The sequence below is a fragment of the Tomitella fengzijianii genome, from assembly GCF_007559025.1.
Taxonomy (GTDB): Bacteria; Actinomycetota; Actinomycetes; order Mycobacteriales; family Mycobacteriaceae; genus Tomitella; species Tomitella fengzijianii.
Window position 1 is genome coordinate 3,301,186 of record NZ_CP041765.1, and the last position, 22,190, is coordinate 3,323,375.

Sequence of the window (22,190 nt, forward strand, 5' to 3'; positions counted from 1 at the left end):
CGCGAAAGCGTCCCCCGCGAAAGCGTCCCCCGCGAAAGCGTCCCCCGCCGTCATTGCATCCCCCTGCCCCGCCGCAGCACCACGAGGAAGAACGGCGCCCCGATGGCCGCCGTCACGACGCCGATGGGCAGCTCGGCCGGCGACAGGACCGTGCGCGCCACGACGTCGGCGAGCACCAGGAACGCCGCGCCCGCCAGCACCGACAGCGGCAGCAGGAGCCGGTGCCCCGGCCCCGCCACCAGGCGCACGGCGTGCGGCACCACGATCCCCACGAACCCGATCAGCCCGCTCACGCTCACCACCGCCGCCGTGCCGAGGGTCGCCACCGCCACCAGCAGCAGCCGCACCCGCGCCGGGCGGATGCCCAGGCTCGCAGCCTCGACGTCGCCCACCGACATCACGTCCAGGGTGCGCCGGAACAGCAGGATCACCACGATCGTCACCGCGACGTACGGCAGCACCAGCGTGACGTCGGACCAGCCGTCGGTGCTGAGCCTGCCGAGCAGCCACGAATACACGCTCTGCAGCGTGTCCTGGTAGCGCTGTTGCACGAAGGTCTGCGCGGCGTTGGCGAAGGCCGCCACGGCCACGCCGGCGAGGATGATCACCACCTCGCCCCGGCCGCCGCCCACGCTGCGGCCCAGCAGATAGGTGGCGGCGACCGCGACGATGCCGCCCGCGAACGCCGCCACCGGCACGCCCAGCGAGCCCATGCCCGCGCCCGAGGCCCCCGCGATGATCATCACCGTCGCGCCGAGCCCCGCCCCGCTGGAGACGCCCAGCAGGTACGGGTCGGCCAAGGGGTTCCGGAACACGCCCTGGTAGGCCGCACCGGCCACGGCGAGCGTCGCGCCCACCAGCGCGCCGAGCACCACGCGTGGCAGGCGGATCTGCCAGAGGATCGCATGCTGCTGTGCGGAGAGGCCGGAATCCACGTGCACCAGCGGCAGGGCATCGGCCAGTTCGGCCAGCACGGCCCCGGGGGAAAGGCCCGACGCGCCGACGAGCGTGGCCATGAGCAGGATCGCGGCGGTCACCGCGATCGCCGCGCCGATGATGACCGCCGCCCGACGCTTTCCCACCACGTGCGCGACGGCCCCGCCGGGGCGGGCCGTCGTCGCGGTCACGTGCCCGGCCGGTCCGCGAGGACTTGCGCGATGTGCTGTGCCAGTTCGCCGATCCGCGGCCCCCAGCGGCTGGTGGTGTCGTCGTCGAGCGCGTACACCTGCCCGTCGCGCACGGCGGTCACCCCCGCCCAACCGGGGCGCTGCGCCACCGACGCCGCGGACTCACCGCCCGGCTCGGCGTCGGCCAGGAAGATCAGGTCCGGGTTCGCCGAGACGACGAACTCCGACTGCAACTGCGGGTAGGCGCCCGCCGCAGACGCCGAGTCGGCGATGTTCTCCAGCCCGAACAGCGAGTAGATCTGCCCGATGAACGACTCTGACGTGACCGTGTAGAGCGTCGGGTCGAGCTCGTGGAAGTAGCTGAGGCCCTGGCCCGCGCCGCCCGCGGTGTCGATCGCCGCGGAGATCTGCCCGCGCACCGCTCCCACCAGCTCGTGCGCCTGGTCGGCGTGCCCCGTGACGACGCCGACCTGCGCGAACTGCTCGTAAGCGCCCTCGATGTCGCCGGGCGCGGGCAGCTTCAGGTACGGCACGCCCACCTTGTCCAGGCCGGAGGCGAGGTCGCCGTCGTCGTCGGAGAACACCACCAGGTCCGGCTGGTAGCCCAGGACGGCCTCCAGGTTGGGGGTGTAACCGGAGAGGTCGGTGGTGGGCACGCCCTGCGGAAAGTTCGACTGGTCGTCGACGGCCACCACCTGGTCGCCCGCTCCCACCGCGTACAGGATCTCGGTGGCCGACGGGCTCAGCGAGACGATCCGCTGCGGGGCGTCTTCCGGGGACGCGGGCGCCCCTGCGGTGCCCGATGCCCCCGCCGTGCCCGAAGCACCCGCCCCGCCGCCGGGGTCGCCCGCGCCCGAGCCGCACGCCGCGAGCGCCCCGCCCAGCAGCAGCGCGGCGACGAAGGCCAATATGCGGAGCACGGCGCGACGCCGGTGACGGGCGTGAACATGCGGGGAGTACGGGTTTCGAAGCACAGAGCCGATCCTTCATCCGAGGAGCTACGTGGCCGCGGGCCAGCTGACCTGGCTCATCCGATGCACCGGGCGCACGCGCACGGCATCGGCTTCACAGTTGCGGGACAGCGCCGGCTTCGCACCGGACTTCACTGATACCCACGGCAACCGGCATTGCCGGTCGGATGGAATGGTACCCGCCGGGCGCGTGCTCCCCGGCTGCAGTGCGCTCGGGCGGGGGGGAGTCCCCCGGACGTCAGCCGAGGGCCTGCGCGATGTCCTCCTTGAGGTCGCGCACGTCCTCGAGGCCCACGGACAGCCGCACCACGCCGTCGGTGATCCCGATGGCGGCGCGCCCCTCCGGCCCCATCGCGCGGTGCGTGGTGGTGGCCGGGTGGGTGGTCATGGACTTGGCGTCGCCCAGGTTGTTGGAGATGTCGAGGATCCGCAGCCTGTTGAGGAACTCGAAGGCGCGCGCCTTGCCCTGCCCCGCCGCCGCGTCCAGCTCGAAGGTGATCACCGAGCCGCCGCCCGTCATCTGCGTGCGGGCCAGCTCGTACTGCGGGTGGGACGGGAGGAAGGGGTACTTGACCCATTTGACCGCCTCGTGGGCCTCGAGCAGCTCCGCGATCTCCAGCGCGCTCGCCGCCATCCTCTCCACGCGCATCGCCATGGTCTCGAGCCCCTTGACCAGCGTCCACGCGTTGAACGGGCTCAGCGACGGGCCGGTGTGGCGGATCAGGTGCTTGACGGGGCCGCCGATGAACTCCTCGGAGCCCAGGATCGCCCCGCCCATCACGCGCCCCTGGCCGTCGATGTGCTTGGTGCCGGAGTACACCGTCACGTCGGCGCCCAGTTCCAAGCTGTCCTGCAGAACGGGGGTGGCGAAGACGTTGTCGAGGACGACGGTGGCGCCGGCCGCGTGCGCCATCTCGGAGACGGCCCGGACGTCGACGATCTCCTGCATCGGGTTGGACGGGGTCTCGAAGAAGACGGCCTTGGTGGGCTTGGACAGCGCCTCGCGCCACTGGTCCAGGTCGGTGCCGTCGACGAAGACCGTCTCCACGCCCCAGCGCGGCAGCAGCTCGTTGCAGATCACGAAGCACGAGCCGAACAGGCTGCGCGACGCGACGAGCCGGTCGCCGCTCCCGCACAGGGCGGCCAGCGCCGTGAACACCGCGGACATGCCCGTGGCGGTGGCGTAGCAGGCTTCGGCGCCGTCGAGCAGCCGCATCCGCTCCTGGAACATCTCCACCGTGGGGTTGCCGTAACGCGAGTAGACGAAACGCTTGTCCTCGCCGGTGAACGCACGCTCGGCGGCCTCGGCGCTCTCGTAGACGTAGCCGGACGTCAGGTACAGCCCCTCGGCCGTCTCCTGGTACTGCGAGCGCATCACGCCGCCGCGGATGCCGACGGTGGCGGGGCGCACGCCGTCCGGGAGCCGGGATGCGTGCTGGTCGTGCGCGGGCTGATCGGACATCGTCGCTGCCTCCGTGGGGCGGGTCGGCCCGGCCGCCTCGGCAGGCCGGGAAGAACTGTGGGTGTCAGGAGCGCGGCGCCGAGGATGGACGTGGTACTGCGGCCGCCGCTGGGTCGGAAGCGGTCAGGACTGACACCAGGGCAGACCCGCCGCGCGCCAGCCGGCGCCGCCACGGTGCCCGTGGCCGTCGAGCCCGCCCTCGAATCCCTCGAGGATGTTGAACGCGGGCCCCAGGCCCGCCCCGGTGGCCGCGATGGCGGCACCGATGGAACGCTGCCCGGAGCGGCAGAGGAACAGGATGGGCGCCGACGCTTCAGGCGCATCCGTCCCGGTCGCGTCCGTGTCGGCGACGGCATCCGCCCCGCGCTCGGCCTCGACCTCGGCGCGCAGCTGCTCACCGAATCGGGGGTTGGGCGCCCCGGAGGGGAAGTCGATCCACTCGACGAAGCGCGTGCGGCGCCCCAGGGGCGACAGGTCGGGGACGCCCACGAACTGCCATTCCGCGCCGGTGCGCACGTCCACCAGGACGGCGCGCGGGTCTTCGCCCAGCATCTCCCACGCACGAGACGGCGTCACGTCGCCCGCATAGCCGTTCACCTGCGGGTCCGTCCGATCCGCCATCGCCGAAGCCTCCCGCCCGTGAATCCCGTCAAGACCCCGCACCTCGCGCGTCGGGGTGGGGCGGATCCAGTCTGTCACCGCACGCATGGAACTCGCATCGCAGGGTCTGTCCGGCGACGTCGACGCGTCGCGCAGGAGTGTCGCCGATCACGCGATTTCCGACGGGAGACAAGTGTCACCTCCATCACAGAGGTAAGGCTTCGGTGCCCTAGACTGGAATGTCCATACATACGCCAACTCGACAAAAGGGTTTGAAGTGAATCGTCCACTGCGTGTCGCAATCATTGGAGCAGGGCCTGCAGGCATCTACGCCGCAGACGCCCTGATGAAATCCGATACCGCGACCTGTGGCTGTGGCGTGAGCATCGACCTCTTCGAGCGCATGCCCGCCCCGTTCGGCCTCATCCGGTACGGCGTCGCCCCGGACCACCCGCGGATCAAGGGCATCGTCTCGGCGCTGCACAAGGTGCTCGACAAGCCGCAGGTGCGCCTGCTCGGCAACATCGACTACGGCAGCGACGTCACCCTCGACGACCTGCACGCGATGTACGACGCGGTGATCTTCTCCACCGGCGCCAACGCCGACCGGCCGCTGAACATACCGGGCATCGAGCTCGACGGCAGCTACGGCGCGGCGGATTTCGTCTCCTGGTACGACGGGCACCCCGACGTACCGCGCGAGTGGCCACTGGAGGCCGAGTCGGTGGCGGTGCTCGGCGTGGGCAACGTGGCCCTGGACGTGGCGCGCGTGCTGGCCAAGACCGGCGACGAGCTGCTGCGCACCGAGATCCCCGCCAACGTCTACGACGGGCTCAAGGCCAACAGGGCCACCGACGTGCACGTGTTCGGCCGACGCGGCCCGGCGCAGGCCAAGTTCACCCCGCTCGAGCTCAAGGAGCTCAACCACTCGCCGACCATCGAGGTCATCGTCGACCCGGAGGACATCGACTACGACGAGGCCTCCGAGGCGGCCCGGCGCAACTCGAAGATCGTCGACCAGGTCGCCAACATCATCCAGGACTACGCGCTGCGCGATCCGGGTGAGAGCCGGGGCCGCATCCACCTGCACTTCTTCGAGAACCCGGTGGAGGTGCTCGGCGAGGACGGCAAGGTCGCCGGCCTGCGCACCGAGCGCACCGAACTCGACGGCACCGGCAACGTGCGCGGCACCGGCCGGTTCAACGAATGGCCCGTGCAGGCGGTGTACCGCGCGGTGGGCTACCTGTCGCAGAACATCGCCAAGCTGCCGTTCGACGAGCAGGCGGGCACGATCCCCAACGAGGCCGGCCGCGTCACCGGCGACGACGGCGCGCACTTCCCGGCCACGTACGTCACCGGCTGGATCAAGCGCGGACCGGTCGGCCTGATCGGCTCCACCAAGGGCGACGCCAACGAGACCGTCGCATGCCTGATCGAGGACTTCGACGCGGGCCGGCTGCCGCAGCCGGAGAACGCGACGCAGGACGCGATCATCGAGTTCCTCGACGCGAAGCAGCACCCGTACACCACGTGGGACGGCTGGTACAAGCTCGACGCCTACGAGCGCGGGCTCGGCGAGGACGAGGGCCGCGAGCGCGTCAAGGTGGTCGAACGCGAGGACATGCTCCGCGCCTCGCACGGTTCCTGAGTCCCCCTCATACGGCCCGCTCCGCCCCGGCACCCGGTCACGGTGCCGGGGCGGGCGCAGCGCCCGCACCCGCATTTCCACGCGTTTCACGAACACACGTCCAGAATTCCGTTACCGTGAGACGCGGCACGACATAGACGGTCCATTCCGGCGGATCGCCCCAGCACATGCACCACGTGCCCGGCGGAAGGATCCCGGATGCGCACGCGATTCCCACGGACGCTCGCCCGTTTAGCGGCACCGTTGACGACGCTCGGCGCCGTCATCACGGTCGCCGCGGCGCTGGCCGCACCCGCGGCGGCGGCCGGCCCGGAGACCGCCCTCAACGACCTGCTCGCCGGGTCGCGCACGGACACGCCGGCGCAGACGGTGCCCGACGCCTTCTACGACGCGCCGGTGGACCTCGCCGGCACCCGGCCCGGCGACGTGCTGCGCGAGCGGCCCGCCACCATCGACTTCGCCGGCCTCGACCTGCCCGTGCACGCCGCCACGGTGCTCTACCGGTCGGACGACACGCACGGAGAACCCATCGCGGTCAGCGGCACCGTCATGGCGCCGGACATGCCGTGGACCCGGCCCGGTCCGCGCCCGCTGGTGGTGGTCGCGCCCGGCACCCAGGGCCAGGGCGATCAGTGCGCGCCGTCGCGGCGGATGCCCGGCGGCGGTTCCGTCGACAATCTGGCCCAGGCGGCCGTGTTCCTCGCGCAGGGCTACGCGGTCGCGGTCACCGACTACGAGGGCCTCGGCACCCCCGGCATCCACACCTACGCGAACCGGCTGTCCCAGGCGCACACGGTGCTGGACATGGGCCGCGCCGCCAAGAGGCTGCACGATCCCGAGATCCCCGCCGACGCACCCGTGGGCCTGTGGGGGTATTCGCAGGGCGGCGGCGCCGTCGCCTCCGCGGCGGAACAGGTCGACTCCTACGCGCCGGACCTGGGGGTCCGCGGCGCGTTCGCGGGCGCGCCGCCGGCGAACCTGGCCGTGACCACCACCAAGATCGACGGCAGCCGGCTGGCCGGGGCCATCGGCTACGCCATCAACGGGCTCGAGGCCGACTACCCGCAGGTCGTCCCGGCCGTGGACGCCCAGCTCAACGACCGGGGCCGCGCGATGCTCCGCGACGTGGCCACCCAGTGCACCACGGACACGGAGGAGGAGTTCGGGGGCGCGCACAGCTCGGAGTTCACCGCCTCCGGTCTCCCCATCGAGTCGCTACTGTCCACCGAGCCGATCAAGTCGGTGGTCGCCGAGCAGACCATCGGCACGCTGCGGCCCGGCGTCCCGGTGTTCGTCGTCACCGGCGACAGCGACGACATCGTCCCCGCCCGCACCGTCCGTGCGATGGTCGCCGGCTGGTGCTCGCTCGGCGGCCCCGTGACGTTCCGCGACTATCCGACGCCCGACCTCGCCCCGCTCGTCAACCACATCGCCGCCATGCCGATCGCGGCGCCGGAGGCGCTGGCGTGGATGAACGACCGTCTGGCGGGGGTCCCCGACGCCGGGGACTGCCCCGCCTGACCACCCGCCTGCCAGAATCGTCGGGAAGGCCCGCAACGGGCGACCCGGACGAAAGGCAACCAGGTGACCGACACCCCCGGCGCACTCGACGGCTACCGCGTCCTCGAGCTGGGCACGCTGATCTCCGGCCCCTTCGCGGGCCGCCTGCTGGGCGACATGGGCGCCGACGTGATCAAGGTGGAGGCACCCGACCGTCCCGACCCACTGCGCACGTGGGGCAACGCGGAGCAGGACGGGCACCGGTTCTTCTGGACGGTGCACGCCCGCAACAAGCGGTCGATCACCCTGGACCTGCGCGGCGACGCTGGCCGCAGCGTGCTGCTGGACCTGGTCGAGCACGCCGACGTGGTGCTGGAGAACTTCCGTCCGGGCACGCTCGAGCGCTGGGGCCTCGGTTACGACGTGCTCAGTGCGCGCAATCCGGGCATCGTGCTCGCGCGCGTGTCCGGGTACGGCCAGACGGGCCCGCTCGCCGGCCGCCCCGGGTATGCGTCGGTGGCCGAGGCGGTCAGCGGGTTGCGGCACCTCAACGGTTATCCGGACCAGCCCCCGCCGCGGCTGTCGCTGTCGATCGGCGACACGCTCGCGGGCATGTTCGCCGCGCAGGGGATCCTCGCGGCGCTGCTGGCCCGCCAGTCCACCGGGCGCGGCCAGGTGGTGGACGTGGCGCTCACCGAGGCGTGTCTGGCGGTGCAGGAGTCGACGATCCCCGATTACGACCGCGGCGGCGTGGTGCGCGGCCCGTCGGGCACGCGGCTCGACGGGATCGCGCCGTCGAACATCTACCGGACCTCCGACGGCAAGTGGGTGGTGATCGCCGCCAATCAGGACACGCTGTTCCGGCGGTTGTGCGGGGCGCTCGGCAGGCCCGGGCTGGCGGAAGACCCGCGGTTCCGCGACCACCTGGCACGCGGGCGCAATCAGGACGAGCTCGACGCGATCATCGGCGCGTGGGCCGGCGGGCGCACCGCCCGCGCCGTCATCGACGAGCTCATCGACGCCCAGGTGGTGGTGGGTCCGGTGAACACGGTGGCCGAAGTGGTGGCGGACCCGCAGCTGCGCGCACGCGGGATGTTCGTCGAGCACGACGACGCCCGCATCGGCGAATCCGTGCTGGGTCCGGGGGTGGTGCCCAAGCTGTCGGCGACCCCGGGCTCCGTGCGCACGGCCGGGTCGGCCGAGCCGGGCCGCGACAACGACGACGTCTACGCCGGGCTGCTGGGATACTCGGAGGAGCAGCGGGCGGCGCTGCGTGAGGAGGGCGCGATCTGATGGGTGCACTGCCACGGCGCGTGCGCATCCGCGAGGTCGGCCTGCGCGACGGCCTGCAGAACGAGGCCCCGGTGGCCACCGACGCGAAGGTCCGGCTGCTCGAGGCCCTCGTGGCCACGGGTGTCCCCCGCATCGAGCTGACCGCGTTCGTCTCCCCGCGCGCGGTCCCCGCGATGGCCGACGCCGCCGGGATGGCCGCGGCAGCACGGGCCTTCGGCGACGACGGGCCGGAGTTCTCCGCGCTGGTGGCGAGCCCCGGCGGTGCGCGGCGCGCGGTGGACGCGGGCGTCACGGCCGTCGAGTACGTCGTCTCCGCCGCCGACGGGCACAGCCTCGCCAACGTCAAGGCCACGACCGGCGAGGCGCTCGAGCGCACCGCCGAGGTGGCGCGGATCGTGCACGACGCGGGCGGGCGGCTCGAGGTCATCATCGCCACCGCGTGGGACTGCCCGTTCGACGGCCCCACCGACCCGGAACGCACTCTCCGCGTGGCGGCCGGGGCGCTGCAGCGCGGCGCCGACTCGCTGGCGGTGGCCGATACGATCGGCACCGCCACGCCCGGCCGGGTCACCACGCTGATCGACCGGATACGGGCCGAGCTCGCTCCGCAGGCCGGCCGGGAGCGCGGGGCGCCCGCCGCGCAAGACCTCACGCTGGGCGCCCACTTCCACAACACGCGCGGCGCGGGCCTGGCGTGCGCGTGGGCGGCCGTGCAGGCGGGGGTCACCGAACTCGACGCGGCGATCGGGGGCTTCGGCGGCTGCCCGTTCGCGCCCGGGGCCAGCGGCAACATCGCCACCGAGGAGCTCGTCTACCTGCTGGCGGATTCCGGAGTGGGCACCGGCATCGACCTGGACGCCGCGCTCGCCGCCGCGGCGCTCGCGGAGGAGATCGTCGGCAAGCCCGGCGCGAGCAACCTGCTGCGCGCCGGGGACAGGAAGCGCGCTTCCCCGATCACCGGCGCCGCCACCTGATCGCGGGCCTGAGCCCCGCGGTGCTCGTCGGCCTGGCATTGATCAGCCTGGCCGGCGGCGTCGGCATCACGGCGCTGGGCCCTGGCGGTGTGCTGCCCACGATCGGGCTGTTCGCGCTGACCGGGCTGTCCGCACCGGTCGTGGCGGGCACCGCCCTGGTCACGCACGTCGCCACCGGCATCGCGGGCACCGCGGCGTTCACGCGGTCCGGTCAGCTACGGCGTCCCCACATCCGCCGCACGGCGCTGATCCTCGCCGCTGCCGCCGCGGTCGGCACTCCGCTGGGCGTCCTGGTCAACGCGCACCTGTCCCAGCGCGCGTTCGGCTACGTCCTCGCGGTCGTCGTCGCGGCCGTCGCGCTGCTGCTGTGGTACCGGGAGCGCGCCGGCGTCGGGCGTGCGGCCGCCGATCACGCGGCCGCCCCCGTGCCGGAACACCACCCGGGGACGGCGGCCATCGCGGGCATCGGCGCCGTCGTGGCCGTCACGGGCGGGATCGTGGGCATCGGCGGCCCCATGCTGGCCGTGCCACTGCTGATCGCGTGCGGCGTGCCCGTGCTCGAATCCCTTGCGGCAGCGCAGGCGCAATCCATCGTCATCGCCGCCGTCGGCTCGGTCGGCTACGCGGCGCAGGGCGCCATCGACTGGCCGCTGGCGCTGCTCGTGGGCGTGCCGGAGCTGGCCGGGGTGTTCCTCGGCTGGCGGATAGCGCACGCCCTCCCCACCCGCACCCTCAAGCGCGCGCTCATCGTCGCGCTGCTCGTGCTGGCGCCATACCTCGCGGCGACCGCGTAACGATGTGCGAAAGCTCCGGCGCCGAGGGGGATCCCGTCGGCGCCGGAGCGGCCATCGTTCGAGCCGGGCGTGTCAGGCGCCGATCACCGCGACGTTCGCGCTGCCACGGTCGGTGACCAACGCGGTGGAGGTCAGCGGGTTGTAGCCGACGCCCAGCGGGACGCCGCCGATGTGCAGCTCGGCGGTCTTGGTGCCCGCGTCGGCGTCGATCACCGACACGCGACCGGGGTCGTTCGGGTCGGTGCTGCCCTTGCCGCCGTCGCCCTTGGCCGTCAGGTGCGGCACCACGCACACCGCGCTGACCGGGTTGCAGGAGATGCCGATGGGCTGCGCGCCCACCTCGATGCTGTCGACCACCGCGTCCGTGTTCACGTCCACCACGTCGACGGTGCCCGCCTTGAACGCGTCGACGTACAGCTTGCCGCGCAGCGCGTCGAGGTACATGTTCTGCGGCCCTTCGCCGGTGGTCACCGACGCGATCTTCTCGTTGGTCGCCGACGAGTACTCGGTCACCGTGGCGTCACCCGTCGTGGACACCCAGTAGCTGCCGCGCGCCGAGTCCACCGCGATCTGCACCGGGGTGTCGCCCGTCGGCACCGTGGCGGCCACCGCATTGGTCCCGCCGTCGATCACCTGCACCGCGGAGTCACCGGGAACGGTCAGGTAGACGAGGTTGCGGACCGGGTCCACCTCGATGCCATGGCCCCGGCCCGCGTCGATCGTGCCGGTGACGGAGTTCGTCGCCGCGTCGATGACGGTCACCGTGCTGTCGCGCGTGTCCGAGGTGTACACGGTCTGCGTGATCGGGTTGACGGCCACGCCGTACGGCGCGTGTTCGAGCTCGATCGTCTGGAGCGTCGCGTTGGTCGTGGCGTCCAGGACGGTGACCGCCTTCGCACCGGGGCTCGCGAGGTAGGTGCGGTTGTGGATCGGGTCCACGGCCACCTCGTAGTTGCCGTCGCCCACCTGCAGCGTGTCGAGCACGGACGGTTCCGGCGAGCCCAGTGAACCCGCGGGGCCTGGCGCGGCCAGCGCGGGCGCGGCGGTGGCGGTGACCAGGCCCGCGGCGGCGGCGACGGTGAGCATCCGCCGCACCCGCGTCGCCGTCTTGTTTGTGCTGTGCATCAGTGTGTTCTCTTCTCTTCCAGTGTGATTGAAAAGGTGTGTGTCGGTGCAAGGGCGTGTGCAGGTGACGAGTCCCGCGCCGCTGAAGCAGCGGGCAGGGTCAGTGCTGCAACGCCGGGGTCAGCGCGTCCACCAGGCGCGCGGTGGTGGTCACCGCGGCGCAGCGGCGCGCCGCGTAGTCCACCGCCATCCGGTGCTCGTCGGCCGTGAAGTCGGCCGTCGCGTCCGCGACGAAGAACGGCTGGATGTCGCGCATGAATGCCTCGCAGGCGGTGGCGAGGCACCCCAGGTGCGCGTACACGCCGGTGATGATCAGCTGGTCGCGCCGCTGGAACCGCAGCACGTCCGCCAGCTCGGTGCGCTGAAAGGCGCTGTAGCGCCACTTGGTGATGACGACGTCGCCCGGCGCGGGGGCGAGCTCGTCGACGATGCGCGTCTGCGCGGGGTCGTCGGCCATCCCGTCGCCCCAGAAGTCGGCCAGCAGCCCCCGCCGCGCGGGGTCCTGACCTCCGGGCTGCGCCGAGTACAGCACGGGGATGCCCTGCTCGGCGCACGCGGTGCGCAGCGCCGCGATGTTGCGATAGAGCTCCGGAACAGGCTCCTGCGCAGGGTCGTACGCGTCCATGAAGTACTTCTGCATGTCGTGGATGAGCAACGCGCAGCGGCCGGGCTCGGGGCGCCAGGCGGCGCGGTTGGCCCCCGGGTCCGCGTCGGGGGTGGAGTAGGGGGTGATCGCGGGGATCGCCATGGCTTGTGTGGCTCCGTCTCTGCCGGGGGCGTGTGTCGGGGTCTGCGTGCGATGGGCGCGCGGGTCTCAGCCGCGCACGGGGGCGGCGCGCACCGCCTCGTCGATGGCGTCGACCATGGTGCGGAACTTCGCGGAGGTCTCCGCGAGCTCGGCGGCGGGATCGGACCCGGCCACGATGCCGCCGCCCGCGAACAGCCGCGCGCCGGCCGCGTCCACCTCGGCGCAGCGGATGGCGATCGCCCACTCGCCGTCGCCGCGCGCGTCGCACCAGCCGACGAAGCCGCTGTAGAAGCCGCGGTCGAAGCCCTCGATCCTGCCGATCTCCGCGTGCGCCGCCGCCGCGGGGGCGCCGCAGATCGCCGGGGTGGGGTGCAGGGCCAGCGCGAGGTCCAGCGCGGTGATCGCGGCGTCGGCGACCGTTCCGGCGATGGGGGTGGCCAGGTGCCACATCGTCGGGGTCGCGACCAGCTCCGGCCGCCGCGGCACCTCGAGGGTGCGGCACAGCGGGCGCAGCGACTCGGCGATGGCGTCGACCACGATGGCGTGCTCCACCTGGTCCTTGGCCGACGCCTGCAGCGCCTCCGCGCGACGGCGGTCCTCTGCGGGATCCGCACTGCGCGCCGCGGATCCGGCGAGCGGGCACGAGCGCACCGCGTCGCCGCGGCGCGCCGCCAGCAGCTCGGGGCTCGCGCCCACCAGCGCGCGCGGACCGCCCTCGGGCCCGCCCGGGATCTCCGCGGCGAACGTGTAGGCCTCGGGGTGCCGGCGCGCCAGGATGCGCAGCACGCGCAGCGGATCGACGGCCTCCCCCGGCCGCAGGTGCAGCGTCCGGGCGAGGACGAGCTTGTGCAGCTCCGGGGACCGATGCATGGTGCTGAGCGCCTCGTCGACGGCGGCAATGTGGTCCTCCGGGCTCGGCACGGCGGTGACGCTGAACGCCTCGAGCTCGCCCCGCGCGCCCACGCCGGACCGTTCCGCCTGCCCGCGCCCCTCGTGCCCGTGCTCCGCCGGTCCGCCGCTGTCGCCCCCGCCGATGATCCGCAGTCGCTCCGGGATCGCCAGCCGCGCGGGCCGCGACGTGTCGAACGGGACCGCGCCGACCACCCGCGCCGGGCGGCCCCCGGTGGGCCCGGCTTCGCGGAGCGCGGCGCGCACCGCATCCCCGCTCGCGGCTGACGGAACTGCCGCGCCCACATGGACCCCGCCCGCGCCCAGCATCGTGTACCTGTCGGTGGAGAAGTAGAAGTCGCCCGGGGTGTACTCGTCGAGCAGGGCCGCCGGATCCGGGAGTGGGCCCGCCCCGGTGCCCGTCGGCGATCCGCTGCCCGCCGGCGATCCGGCGTCCGGGTCCGTCGCAGCCGGACTTGTCATTGCGGTGGGGTCTGTCATTGCGTTGGGGTTTGTCGTCGCGGTGGGGATGGTCATCGCGTCTCCTGTCGTCGCACGCCGGAGTCCCGGCGGCGGTGTCGTCAGCAGTGCAGGGTCGTCGTGAATCCAATGCGGTGTAGTAGTGAATCCAGTGCGGTGCAGTCATGAATCCAGTGCGGTGCAGTCGTGCGGTGTGCGGGGCCGTGGACAGTCGATGCGGCCCGGACCGGGTCATGCTTTGAGCGTCGCGCCGCCGTCCACGTAGAGGTCGTGCATCGTGATGTGCCGCGCCTTGTCGGACAGGAGGAACAGCACGGAGTCGGCGACGTCGGCCGGATCGGCGATGCGCCCCAGGGGGATCCCCACCTTGAACTTCTCAGGCGTGCCTCCGATCACGGACTCGGCTCCCCTGCCGTCGCCCCACATGCCCCGCTGCATGGGCGTGTCGGTGGATCCGGGCGAGACCACGTTGCACCGGATGCCGTGCTCCGCCAGCTCCAGTCCCAGGCATTTGGTGAACATCGTCGCTGCGGCCTTGGACGCGCCGTAGGCGGCCATCGAGGCGCGGGGCACGCCCGCCGCGTTGGACCCGACGGTGACGATGGCGCCGCCGCCGCGCGGGATCATCATGCGGGCCACCGCCCTCGACACGGTGAACACGCCGGTGGTGTTCACCGCGAACGGGCGCGACCACTGCACATCGGAGGTGTCGACGACGTCGCCGGTGGCCAGCACCCCGGCCACGTTGGCGAGCATCTCGACGGGGCCGAGCTCCGCCTCGATGCGTGCGACCACCGCGTCCACCGCGGCGGAATCGGTGACATCGCAGGCGTATCCGCGCCCACCGGCCGACACCGCGGCGTCGGCCGCCGCACCGTCGAGGTCCAGGGCCGCGACGACGGCGCCGTGCGCGGTGAGCGCGGCGGCCACCGCCGCGCCGATGCCGCTCGCGGCCCCGGTCACGACGGCCACCCGGCCCGCGAACTCGGCAGCATCCATGCACCCTCCGATCAACGCTTTTGGTTAGCCTAACCTAACAGACACATCAGCGAATCGCCAAGCCCCCCAACGGGTCCGGCTACCAGTGGCGCGCAATCGACTGCAGGCCGCCCGCCAACCCGACCCGCCAGCAGGCGTTGTCATGCCCCCCGCTGAACTCGCGGTAGTCCAGCGGGTAGCCCTTGCCTCTCAGCACGTCCCGGAACCGGCGCGCCGGGGCCAGGTTCACCCACTCGTCGCAGCCCACCTCGAGGTACAACCGCAGCGGAAGCCGCTCGCGCCGCGCATACCAGTCGGTGAGCCACTCGCGCCGCGCGGCGCCGCCCGCACCCTGTGCCGCCGCACCCGGCGCGTTCCCGCCGTGCTCGTTCCCGCTCCGCTCGCGGCCTCCCCACCACAGCGACGGAGACTGCGCCAGCACGCACCCGATGCGCTCCGGCGCCGCACCCGCGATGAACGCCGCGGCCAGCCCGCCGAGGCTCTGCCCCGCGATCACCGTGCGGGCCGGATCCCCGGTGACCGCCCATCGCCGTTCCACCCACGGCAGCAGTTCGTCGGTGACGAACCGGACGAACGGTTCGTGACAGGTCAGCTCCTCCCCGCGCACGGAAGCGCCCAGCGTGTCCACTCCAACCGTGACGGCCGGGGGCAGCGCGCCTTCCGCGTAGAGGCGGTCGAGCGCGGGCGCTATCGGCGCGGTCTCGAACCAGGCGGCCCCGTCCAGCAGCACCAGCAGCGGGTACGGACCGTCGCCCTCTCCGTGGCCGTCGTAGCCGTGCGGCGTGTGCACCCACACGCGTCGCCGGTTCCCCAGCGCTGCGCTGGTGAAGCCGTGCTCCACCACTCGGCCCGCGGGGGTGCCCGGCTCCGTCTCCAGGTGGCCGGGGTCGGGGGCGTCCGGCATCGCCGCCACGCTCTTGTCCGGGGCGCCGCCGGGTTGCGCGAGCCGGTGCGGGTTGAGCGGGTCGGGGACGGCCGCCGCGGCGGTCACGGTCGGGGCGCCGCCGTCCTGCGCCACGTCGGGCATGAACTGGTAGCTGCCGCGCCAGTCGGAGGGGAGCCGGTACCCGAGCCACCACACGTCGGTGCCCTCGACCCTCCGCATCCGCGACGCCTCGGGGTTCGCGCGGTCGTGCAGCTTGTTCACCAGCGCGGTCGCGCCCCGGTCGCCGCCCGCACCGCGCCAGAGGAACGTGGCGATCACCTCGTCGCCGGACGCGCCGTCGCCGCCGGGGACGGATTCGATCAACGGCGTGCCCGCCGCCGCGGCCTCCGCCCAGAACGCGTCCACCACCCTGGCCCCGCCGTCCGCGACGTCGCGGACGAGGCGGCCGACGCGGGGGCTGTCCGCCACCGGGGCCGGCGCCGGGCGTCGCTGTCGCGGCGGCACGGCATGGCCCGGCATGGCGCCCGCCCCGTCGCGAGGCGTCACGCCCGCACCGCCGCCGCCTCCGCGACCCGGGCGGGCTCGGACGGCCCCGGGGAATCGGCCGGACCTGCGGCATCGGCGGGGCCTGCGGCATCAGCCGGGCCCGCGGCATCGGCGGATTCCTTGGTGACCACCACCGGCGCGCCGTCGCTGGGCGCGGTGAGGATGTCCGCGTCGATGTCGAACAGCGCCCGCACCAGCGCCGCATCCACCACCTCGGCGGGCGGGCCCCACGCGACCACCTCGCCGTCGCGCATCGCCAGCACGTCGTCCGCGTACCGCGCGGCGGCGCCGATGTCGTGCAGCACCATCACCACCGTCCGGCCGGCGCGGGCGACGCCGCGGGCGAGGCCCAGCACGCCGGCCGCGTGGCCCAGGTCGAGAGCGCTGGTGGGCTCGTCCAGCAGGAGCACCGGCGACTCCTGCGCCATGACCATGGCGAACCAGCAGCGCTGCCGCTGGCCCCCGGAGAGCTCGTCGAGGCGTCGGCCCGCGAGCGGCGTCGTGTTGGTCGCGTCCATCGCGGCGGCGACCGCCTGCTCGTCGCGGACCGACCACTGCCGGAACAGCCCCTGATGGGGATGCCGTCCGTAGCCGACCAGCCCCGCCACGGTGAGCGCCTCGGGCGCCTGCGGCGACTGCGGCAGCAGCGCCACGCGGTGTGCCGCCTGACGCGGGCGCATCCGCCAGAGGTCCTCGCCGCCCACCGTCACCGATCCCGCCGTCGGCTTGTGCAGGCGGGCGATCGACCGCAGCAGCGTGGACTTGCCGCAGCCGTTGGGCCCGACGATCGCCACGACGCGCCCGGCGCCCGCGGTGAACGACACGTCGCGCACCGCGGGCGCGCCCGAATAGCCCGCGCTGAGGCCGGAGACCTCCAGGCTCCAGCCGGCGCCACCGGCTCCGTCGCCCGGTGCGGCGGCTTGCGCTTCGCTCATCGGCCTCCTCCTTCTCGCGACAACAGCACCCACAGCAGGAACGGCCCGCCCAGCACGGCGGTGACCACGCCGGCGGGGATCTCGACCGGCGCGATCACCCGCGCGGCCAGGTCGGCGGCCACCACCAGCACCGCGCCCATCACCGCCGAGGACAGCACCGGCACGCGCGCGGGCCCGGCCAGGCGCGAGGCGATCACCGGCGCGGCCAGGGCGACGAATCCGATGGGCCCGCCGACGCCGACGGCCAGGCCCGCCATTCCGACCGCCACGGCGAGCACGGCCAGCCTGGTCCGGTCCGGCCGCAGGCCCAGCGTCGCCGCGGTGGCATCGTCGAGCCGCAGCACCCCCAGCCGCCGTGCGGTGAGAAGGGCCAGCGGGAACAGCACGGCCAGACCGATGGCGACGGGCACCGCGGTCTCGTAGCCGCGGCCGTTGAGGCTGCCCATGGTCCACAGGAACGAGCCGCCCGCGGAGTTGATGTTCTGCGTGGCCAGCACCAGCTGGACGACCGACGAGAGCATGGTGGTCAGCGCGACGCCCACGATCAGGACCCGGTAGCCGGCATGGCCCATCCCGCCGGCCAGAAGCACCACGACCAGCCCGGCCGCGGCGGCTCCCACGGGCCCCGCCCACCACGCGCCGACGAGTCCGGTGACGCTGGCGCCCGCGACGGCGAGCATGGCGGTGGTGGCGCCCTCGCTGACGCCGAGCATGTCGGGGGTGGCCAGGCGGTTGCGCGCCAGGGTCTGCGACAGGCATCCGGCCGCCCCCAGGCCCGCCCCGGCCAGCACCGCGCAGATCACCCGGGGCAGGAGAATCTGCTGCACAAGCAGGTTCACGCCGTCGCTCGCCTGGCCGAACAGCCCGGACAGAAGCTGCCCGGTGCCGAAACCCGCCGAGTCGGTGAGCAGCGACACCACCACCAGCGCGCCCGCGAACAGGGCCAGGACGGCGACGACCAGGCTGCCCCGCCGCGCGAGCACCACCGAGTAGCGGCCCGCCCGCACGACGTGGCCGTCGGGCGGATGCGCCGCCGTGCGCGTCCCGGCCGACATCACAGCGCCCCCTGCTTCGACGCGCCCAGCGTGAGCAGCCGGGGAGAGCGGGCGAGCATGATCAGCAGCGGCGCGCCGATCAGCGCGAGCAGCACCGCCACCGGCGCCTCGTACGGGGCGATCACCAACCGTGCGGCCACGTCCGCCACCAGCACGGCGAGCGCGCCCGCGAGCCCCGCGAAGATCAGCTGCGGCACCATCGCCGTGCCCACCACCGCGCGGGCGATGTACGGGGCCAGCAGCCCGACGAAGGCCACCGGCCCCGCCACTGCCACCGACGCCGCCGTCAGCAGCGTCACCGAGACGACCACGACCGTGCGGATCAGCTTGGGACGGTGCCCCAGCGACCGCGCGGTCTCGTCGCCCAGCGACAGCGCCGACAGCGGGCGCGCGGAGGCGAGCGCGATGACGACGCCGACGATCACGAACGGCAGCACGTCGACGACCGATTCCCCCGACACCCCGGACAGCGAGCCGAGGATCCACCAGCGGTATTCGTCGTAGCTGGCCTGCTTGCCCAGCAGCAGGTAGGCCGTGATGCCGCGGACGGTGGCGCCGATCGCCGCGCCGGCGAGCACCAGGCGCAGCGGCGAGGCTCCGCCGCTGCCCTTGGCGGCGATGAGCAGGACCACCGCGCTGACGATGAGCGCGCCGGCGAACGCCCAGCCGAGCCTCGCGGTGCCGGTCCCTGCGGCGCCGAGCATGATGCCCGAGACCACCCCCAGCGCGCCGCCCGCGTTGACGCCGAGCAGCCCCGTCTCCGCGAGGGGATTGCGCGTGACCGCCTGCAGCAGCGCGCCGGCCACTCCCAGGGCCACGCCGATCAGCAGCGCCGCGAACGTCCGCGGCAGGCGCAGGTCCATCACGACGACGCGCAGGTGGTCGTCGGCGCGGGCGTCCCCGGCGCCCACCAGGAACTGGACGGCGCGCCATATGCCCGTGTCGCCGGACCCGAACAGCAGAGACGCCCCGGCGGCCAGCAGCACCGCCGCCAGCAGCAGGGCGGCGAACACCGCGTGACGCCGCGCTCCGAAGCGGTTCCGCTTGCCGCCCAACCTCATAGGGGACACCCCCCTGGCGCCGGGGCGGCGGTCCGTGGCAGCATGATCGACGACCATGAAGTTAGCCTAAGCTAACCGGTGCGGCGGGGTCGAAGTGCCCCCGCACACAGCGGGACGACATGGTCGGGCTGCACGCCGCGTCCCCGGGCCACACGAATCCGCACGAACGCGTCCGGCGCAGGCGCGCGTCCAACACGACCAGACCGTCCATCACGACCAGACTACGGAGCATCCATGCCGCACTCTACGATCCCCGGCGCCCACCCCGCGCCCCGAGGCCGCACCGGCCGCGGCCTGCGCCGCCGGTCCGGCATCGCCGCGCTGTTCACCGCCCTCATGGCGTTGATGCTGGCGCTGACCGCGTGCGGCAGCGGGTCCGGCGGGTCCGGCGAGGCCGACGCGGCGTCGCCCGCCTCCTCGGAGTCCGTCACCGTCACCGACGCCACCGGCACCGAGGTGGAGGTGCCCGCGGACCCGCAGCGCGTCGTGACGCTCAGCGAGCTGGACCTCGATTCGGCGCTCGCCCTCGGCGTGACGCCGGTGGGCGCGACGGCCGGCCGCGGCCAGGAGGGCGCCCCGCGCTACCTGGGCGACAAGGCTGCGGACATCACCATGGTCGGCACCGTCACCGGCCCCGAGCTGGACAAGGTCATCAAGGCCGACCCGGACGTCATCCTCGCCGGCCAGGTGCGCGACCAGCAGGTGCTCAGCCGCCTGCGCCAGATCGCGCCCACCGTGGTGACGTTCCAGGTGGGCGACAACTGGAAGGACGCGTTCGCCAACATCGCGCAGGCCCTCGGCCGCACCGACCAGCAGCAGGCCTTCATGGCCGACTACCAGGCCAAGATCGAGACGGTGCAGCAGGACCTGGGCCCGGCCTCGGACTCGGTGGTCAGCGTGGTGCGCTGGAACCCCAAGGGGCCCAGCACCATCAACAAGGGGACGTTCGCCGGCTCCGTCCTGAACGACCTGGGCGTGCAGCGCCCCGAGGCCCAGCAGGAGACCGCGCAGCACAGCATGCCGCTGAGCATGGAGAACCTCGACGCCATCGACGGCGACTGGATCTTCGTCGGCACCCTCTCCGGCCAGGGCAACGACGTCGACGCGCTCGACGCAGCGATGGCCAGCCCGTCGTTCGCCGCGCTCAACGCGGTCCAGGAGGGCCACGTCAGCACCGTCGACGGCTCGATGTGGATGAGCCTGGGCGGCCCGCTCGCCGCGACCGCGATGCTCGACGACGTCGACACGGCGATGGCGAACTGATGGCGGGCACCACCACGCGGCCCCGCTACCCGGACTGGCCCGGCGAGTACGCCGACCGCTACCGCGCGGAAGGGCTCTGGCGCGACGAGACGCTCTGCGACGTGCTGAGCGCGCGGGCCGCCGAGCACGGCGACCGGCTCGCGCTCGTCGCGGGCGAGACGCGGCTGAGCTACGGCGATCTGGCGGCGCGCGTCGACCGCCTGGCGGCCGGCCTGCAGCGCACGGGCATCCGGCGCGGCGACCACGTGGTGGTGCAGCTTCCCAACGGCGCGGAGTTCGTCGAGACGTTCTTCGCCCTGCTGCGCCTGGGCGCGATCGCCGTCCTGGCGCTGCCCGCGCACCGGCGCACCGAGATCGCGCAATTCTGCGCCCACACCGACGCGGTCGCCTACATCGTGGCCGACAAGCACCTCGGGTTCGACTACCGCGGCCTCGCCGCGGAGATCTCCGCGGACCTGCCCCGGCTGCGGCACGTCATCGTCGCCGGTGAACCCGGCCGGGTCGGCGAGTCGCACGGTTTCCAGCGGCTCGATGCGCTGTATCCACCGGTGGACGCCGGCACCGCAGCCGACGCGCTCCCCTCGCCACCGGCCGCCTCCGACGTGGCACTGCTGCAGCTGTCCGGCGGCAGCACGGGCGTGCCCAAGCTGATCCCGCGCCGCCACGAGGACTACCTGTGCGCGATCCGCGAGAGCCTCGACGCCTGCCCGCTGGACGCGCGCTCGGTGTTCCTGGGCGCGCTGCCCGTGGCGCACAACTTCCCGTTCGTCTCCCCCGGCATCCTCGGCGCCTTCCACGCCGGCGCCACCGTCGTCCTCGCGCACGTCCCGAGCCCGGACGTGGTGTTCGCACTCATCGAGGCGGAGCGGGTCACCATCACCTCGGCAGTCCCCCCGCTGGCGCTGACGTGGCTGGCCGCCGCGGCATCCACCGACCGCGACCTTTCCAGCCTCGAGGTCCTGCAGATCGGCGGGGCGGCCTGCGGCACGGAGCTGGCGCGGCGCGTCGGCCCCGAGCTGGGCGCCACCGTGCAGCAGGTCTTCGGCATGGCCGAGGGACTGATCAACTACACGCGCCTGGACGACCCGCAGGACGTGCTCGTCGGAACGCAGGGCCGCCCGTGCTCGGCCGCCGACGAGATCCGCATCGTCGACGACGCCGGAAGCCCGGTGCCCCAGGGCAGCCCGGGGCAACTGCTCACCCGCGGCCCCTACACCGTGCGCGGGTATTTCGAACCCGTCCGCGGAGACGGCGGCGCCGCGGACCCGTCCGTTCCCGGCTCCGGCTCCCCCGCCGACCCCAACCTGACCTCGTTCACCGACGACGGCTTCTACCGCACCGGCGACCTGGCCGTGCTGCGGCCCGACGGCAACCTCGTCGTGGTGGGCCGCGCCAAGGAGCAGATCAACCGCGGCGGGGAGAAGATCTCGCCCGACGAGGTCGAAGGACGCCTGCTCGCCCACCCCGGCATCCATGACGCGGCCGTCGTCGCCGTTCCGGATGACGCGCTGGGCGAACGCACGTGCGCGTTCGTCATCCCCCGCCACGGGGCGCCGGAACCGTCGCAGGAGGACGGCACGCCCCCGCTCGCACCCCGGGACGTCACCCGCTACCTGCGTCGGGACGGCCTGGCGGCGTACAAGATCCCCGACCTCGTGGAGATCGTCGACGAGTTCCCGGTGATCGGCGTGGGCAAGATCAGCAGGGCGCAGCTGCGGCGCGCCCTGGCCGAATCCCGGGCCGCCGGCTGACCCGCGGGCCGGAGCAGCTCGGGGGCCGGCCCGTGCCGACCCCCGAGCTGCTTCCGTCCCTCCCGTAAGAATCCCGATCGCGAA

The 22,190-nt window shown here is 73.5% G+C and carries 19 protein-coding genes and 1 riboswitch; of the genes, 7 read left to right on the forward strand and 12 right to left on the reverse strand.

What is annotated here, in order from left to right:
- Positions 1-50: 50 nt before the first annotated feature.
- The 4 genes from FO059_RS15055 to FO059_RS15070 form a co-directional block, all read right to left on the reverse strand.
- Entirely contained in the window at positions 51-1,058 is a 1,008-nt protein-coding gene (locus FO059_RS15055) for a FecCD family ABC transporter permease (RefSeq protein ID WP_372497863.1), read from the reverse strand.
- A gap of 65 nt (positions 1,059-1,123) precedes the next feature.
- Positions 1,124-2,047 carry an ABC transporter substrate-binding protein gene (locus FO059_RS15060; RefSeq protein WP_235671094.1) on the reverse strand — a complete coding sequence of 308 codons (924 nt, stop codon included), beginning with the start codon at positions 2,045-2,047 and terminating at the stop codon, positions 1,124-1,126.
- A gap of 74 nt (positions 2,048-2,121) precedes the next feature.
- A riboswitch (cobalamin riboswitch) is annotated at positions 2,122-2,258 on the reverse strand.
- Between the two features lie 78 nt (positions 2,259-2,336).
- A complete protein-coding gene (locus FO059_RS15065; RefSeq protein WP_143909803.1) occupies positions 2,337-3,560 on the reverse strand; it encodes an O-succinylhomoserine sulfhydrylase in 1,224 nt (407 codons plus the stop codon).
- 123 nt (positions 3,561-3,683) lie between these two features.
- Complete coding sequence (locus FO059_RS15070; RefSeq protein WP_143909804.1) at positions 3,684-4,181, reverse strand: rhodanese-like domain-containing protein; 498 nt, start codon at positions 4,179-4,181, stop codon at positions 3,684-3,686.
- 256 nt (positions 4,182-4,437) lie between these two features.
- Here FO059_RS15070 and FO059_RS15075 point away from each other — a divergent pair, with 256 nt between their 5' ends.
- The 5 genes from FO059_RS15075 (at position 4,438) to FO059_RS15095 (ending at position 10,369) form a co-directional block, all read left to right on the forward strand.
- The gene (locus FO059_RS15075; protein WP_143909805.1) at positions 4,438-5,808 is read left to right on the forward strand and encodes an FAD-dependent oxidoreductase; all 1,371 of its coding nucleotides are present in this window, start codon (positions 4,438-4,440) and stop codon (positions 5,806-5,808) included.
- Between the two features lie 198 nt (positions 5,809-6,006).
- Positions 6,007-7,329 (forward strand): lipase family protein, encoded by a 1,323-nt coding sequence (locus tag FO059_RS15080; protein ID WP_143909806.1) that lies wholly within the window; start codon positions 6,007-6,009, stop codon positions 7,327-7,329.
- A 63-nt stretch (positions 7,330-7,392) separates the two neighbouring features.
- Positions 7,393-8,601: a CaiB/BaiF CoA transferase family protein gene (locus FO059_RS15085; RefSeq protein WP_143909807.1), complete on the forward strand. Its 1,209-nt coding sequence runs from the start codon at positions 7,393-7,395 to the stop codon at positions 8,599-8,601.
- Positions 8,601-9,575 carry a hydroxymethylglutaryl-CoA lyase gene (locus tag FO059_RS15090; RefSeq protein ID WP_143909808.1) on the forward strand — a complete coding sequence of 325 codons (975 nt, stop codon included), beginning with the start codon at positions 8,601-8,603 and terminating at the stop codon, positions 9,573-9,575. Before FO059_RS15085 ends, FO059_RS15090 begins: the two co-directional genes overlap by 1 nt.
- A 20-nt stretch (positions 9,576-9,595) precedes the next feature.
- Positions 9,596-10,369: a sulfite exporter TauE/SafE family protein gene (locus FO059_RS15095; RefSeq protein WP_233266642.1), complete on the forward strand. Its 774-nt coding sequence runs from the start codon at positions 9,596-9,598 to the stop codon at positions 10,367-10,369.
- Positions 10,370-10,441: 72 nt separating this feature from the next.
- Here FO059_RS15095 and FO059_RS15100 read toward each other — a convergent pair whose 3' ends face one another.
- From FO059_RS15100 to FO059_RS15135, 8 genes are all read right to left on the reverse strand, one after another.
- A complete protein-coding gene (locus FO059_RS15100) occupies positions 10,442-11,494 on the reverse strand; it encodes a YncE family protein (protein WP_143909809.1) in 1,053 nt (350 codons plus the stop codon).
- Positions 11,495-11,594: 100 nt separating this feature from the next.
- The gene (locus tag FO059_RS15105) at positions 11,595-12,242 is read right to left on the reverse strand and encodes an isochorismatase family protein (protein ID WP_143909810.1); all 648 of its coding nucleotides are present in this window, start codon (positions 12,240-12,242) and stop codon (positions 11,595-11,597) included.
- Between the two features lie 66 nt (positions 12,243-12,308).
- Entirely contained in the window at positions 12,309-13,667 is a 1,359-nt protein-coding gene (locus tag FO059_RS15110; RefSeq protein ID WP_233266643.1) for an isochorismate synthase, read from the reverse strand.
- A 174-nt stretch (positions 13,668-13,841) separates the two neighbouring features.
- Positions 13,842-14,609, reverse strand: coding sequence for a 2,3-dihydro-2,3-dihydroxybenzoate dehydrogenase (locus FO059_RS15115; protein WP_143909811.1), 768 nt, complete (start codon positions 14,607-14,609; stop codon positions 13,842-13,844).
- Between the two features lie 79 nt (positions 14,610-14,688).
- Positions 14,689-16,041, reverse strand: coding sequence for an enterochelin esterase (gene fes, locus FO059_RS15120; protein ID WP_143909812.1), 1,353 nt, complete (start codon positions 16,039-16,041; stop codon positions 14,689-14,691).
- Positions 16,038-16,976: an ABC transporter ATP-binding protein gene (locus tag FO059_RS15125; RefSeq protein WP_143909813.1), complete on the reverse strand. Its 939-nt coding sequence runs from the start codon at positions 16,974-16,976 to the stop codon at positions 16,038-16,040. Before FO059_RS15125 ends, fes begins: the two co-directional genes overlap by 4 nt.
- A complete protein-coding gene (locus FO059_RS15130) occupies positions 16,973-18,031 on the reverse strand; it encodes a FecCD family ABC transporter permease (RefSeq protein ID WP_143909814.1) in 1,059 nt (352 codons plus the stop codon). Before FO059_RS15130 ends, FO059_RS15125 begins: the two co-directional genes overlap by 4 nt.
- Positions 18,031-19,092 carry a FecCD family ABC transporter permease gene (locus FO059_RS15135; protein ID WP_143909815.1) on the reverse strand — a complete coding sequence of 354 codons (1,062 nt, stop codon included), beginning with the start codon at positions 19,090-19,092 and terminating at the stop codon, positions 18,031-18,033. Before FO059_RS15135 ends, FO059_RS15130 begins: the two co-directional genes overlap by 1 nt.
- Before the next feature lie 234 nt (positions 19,093-19,326).
- Between FO059_RS15135 and FO059_RS15140 the strand changes: the two genes are divergently transcribed.
- Together FO059_RS15140 and FO059_RS15145 are read left to right on the forward strand one after the other, a co-directional pair.
- The gene (locus FO059_RS15140) at positions 19,327-20,355 is read left to right on the forward strand and encodes an ABC transporter substrate-binding protein (RefSeq protein ID WP_143909816.1); all 1,029 of its coding nucleotides are present in this window, start codon (positions 19,327-19,329) and stop codon (positions 20,353-20,355) included.
- A complete protein-coding gene (locus FO059_RS15145; RefSeq protein WP_143909817.1) occupies positions 20,355-22,106 on the forward strand; it encodes a (2,3-dihydroxybenzoyl)adenylate synthase in 1,752 nt (583 codons plus the stop codon). The genes FO059_RS15140 and FO059_RS15145 overlap by 1 nt, the downstream gene beginning before the upstream one ends.
- Positions 22,107-22,190: the final 84 nt, after the last annotated feature.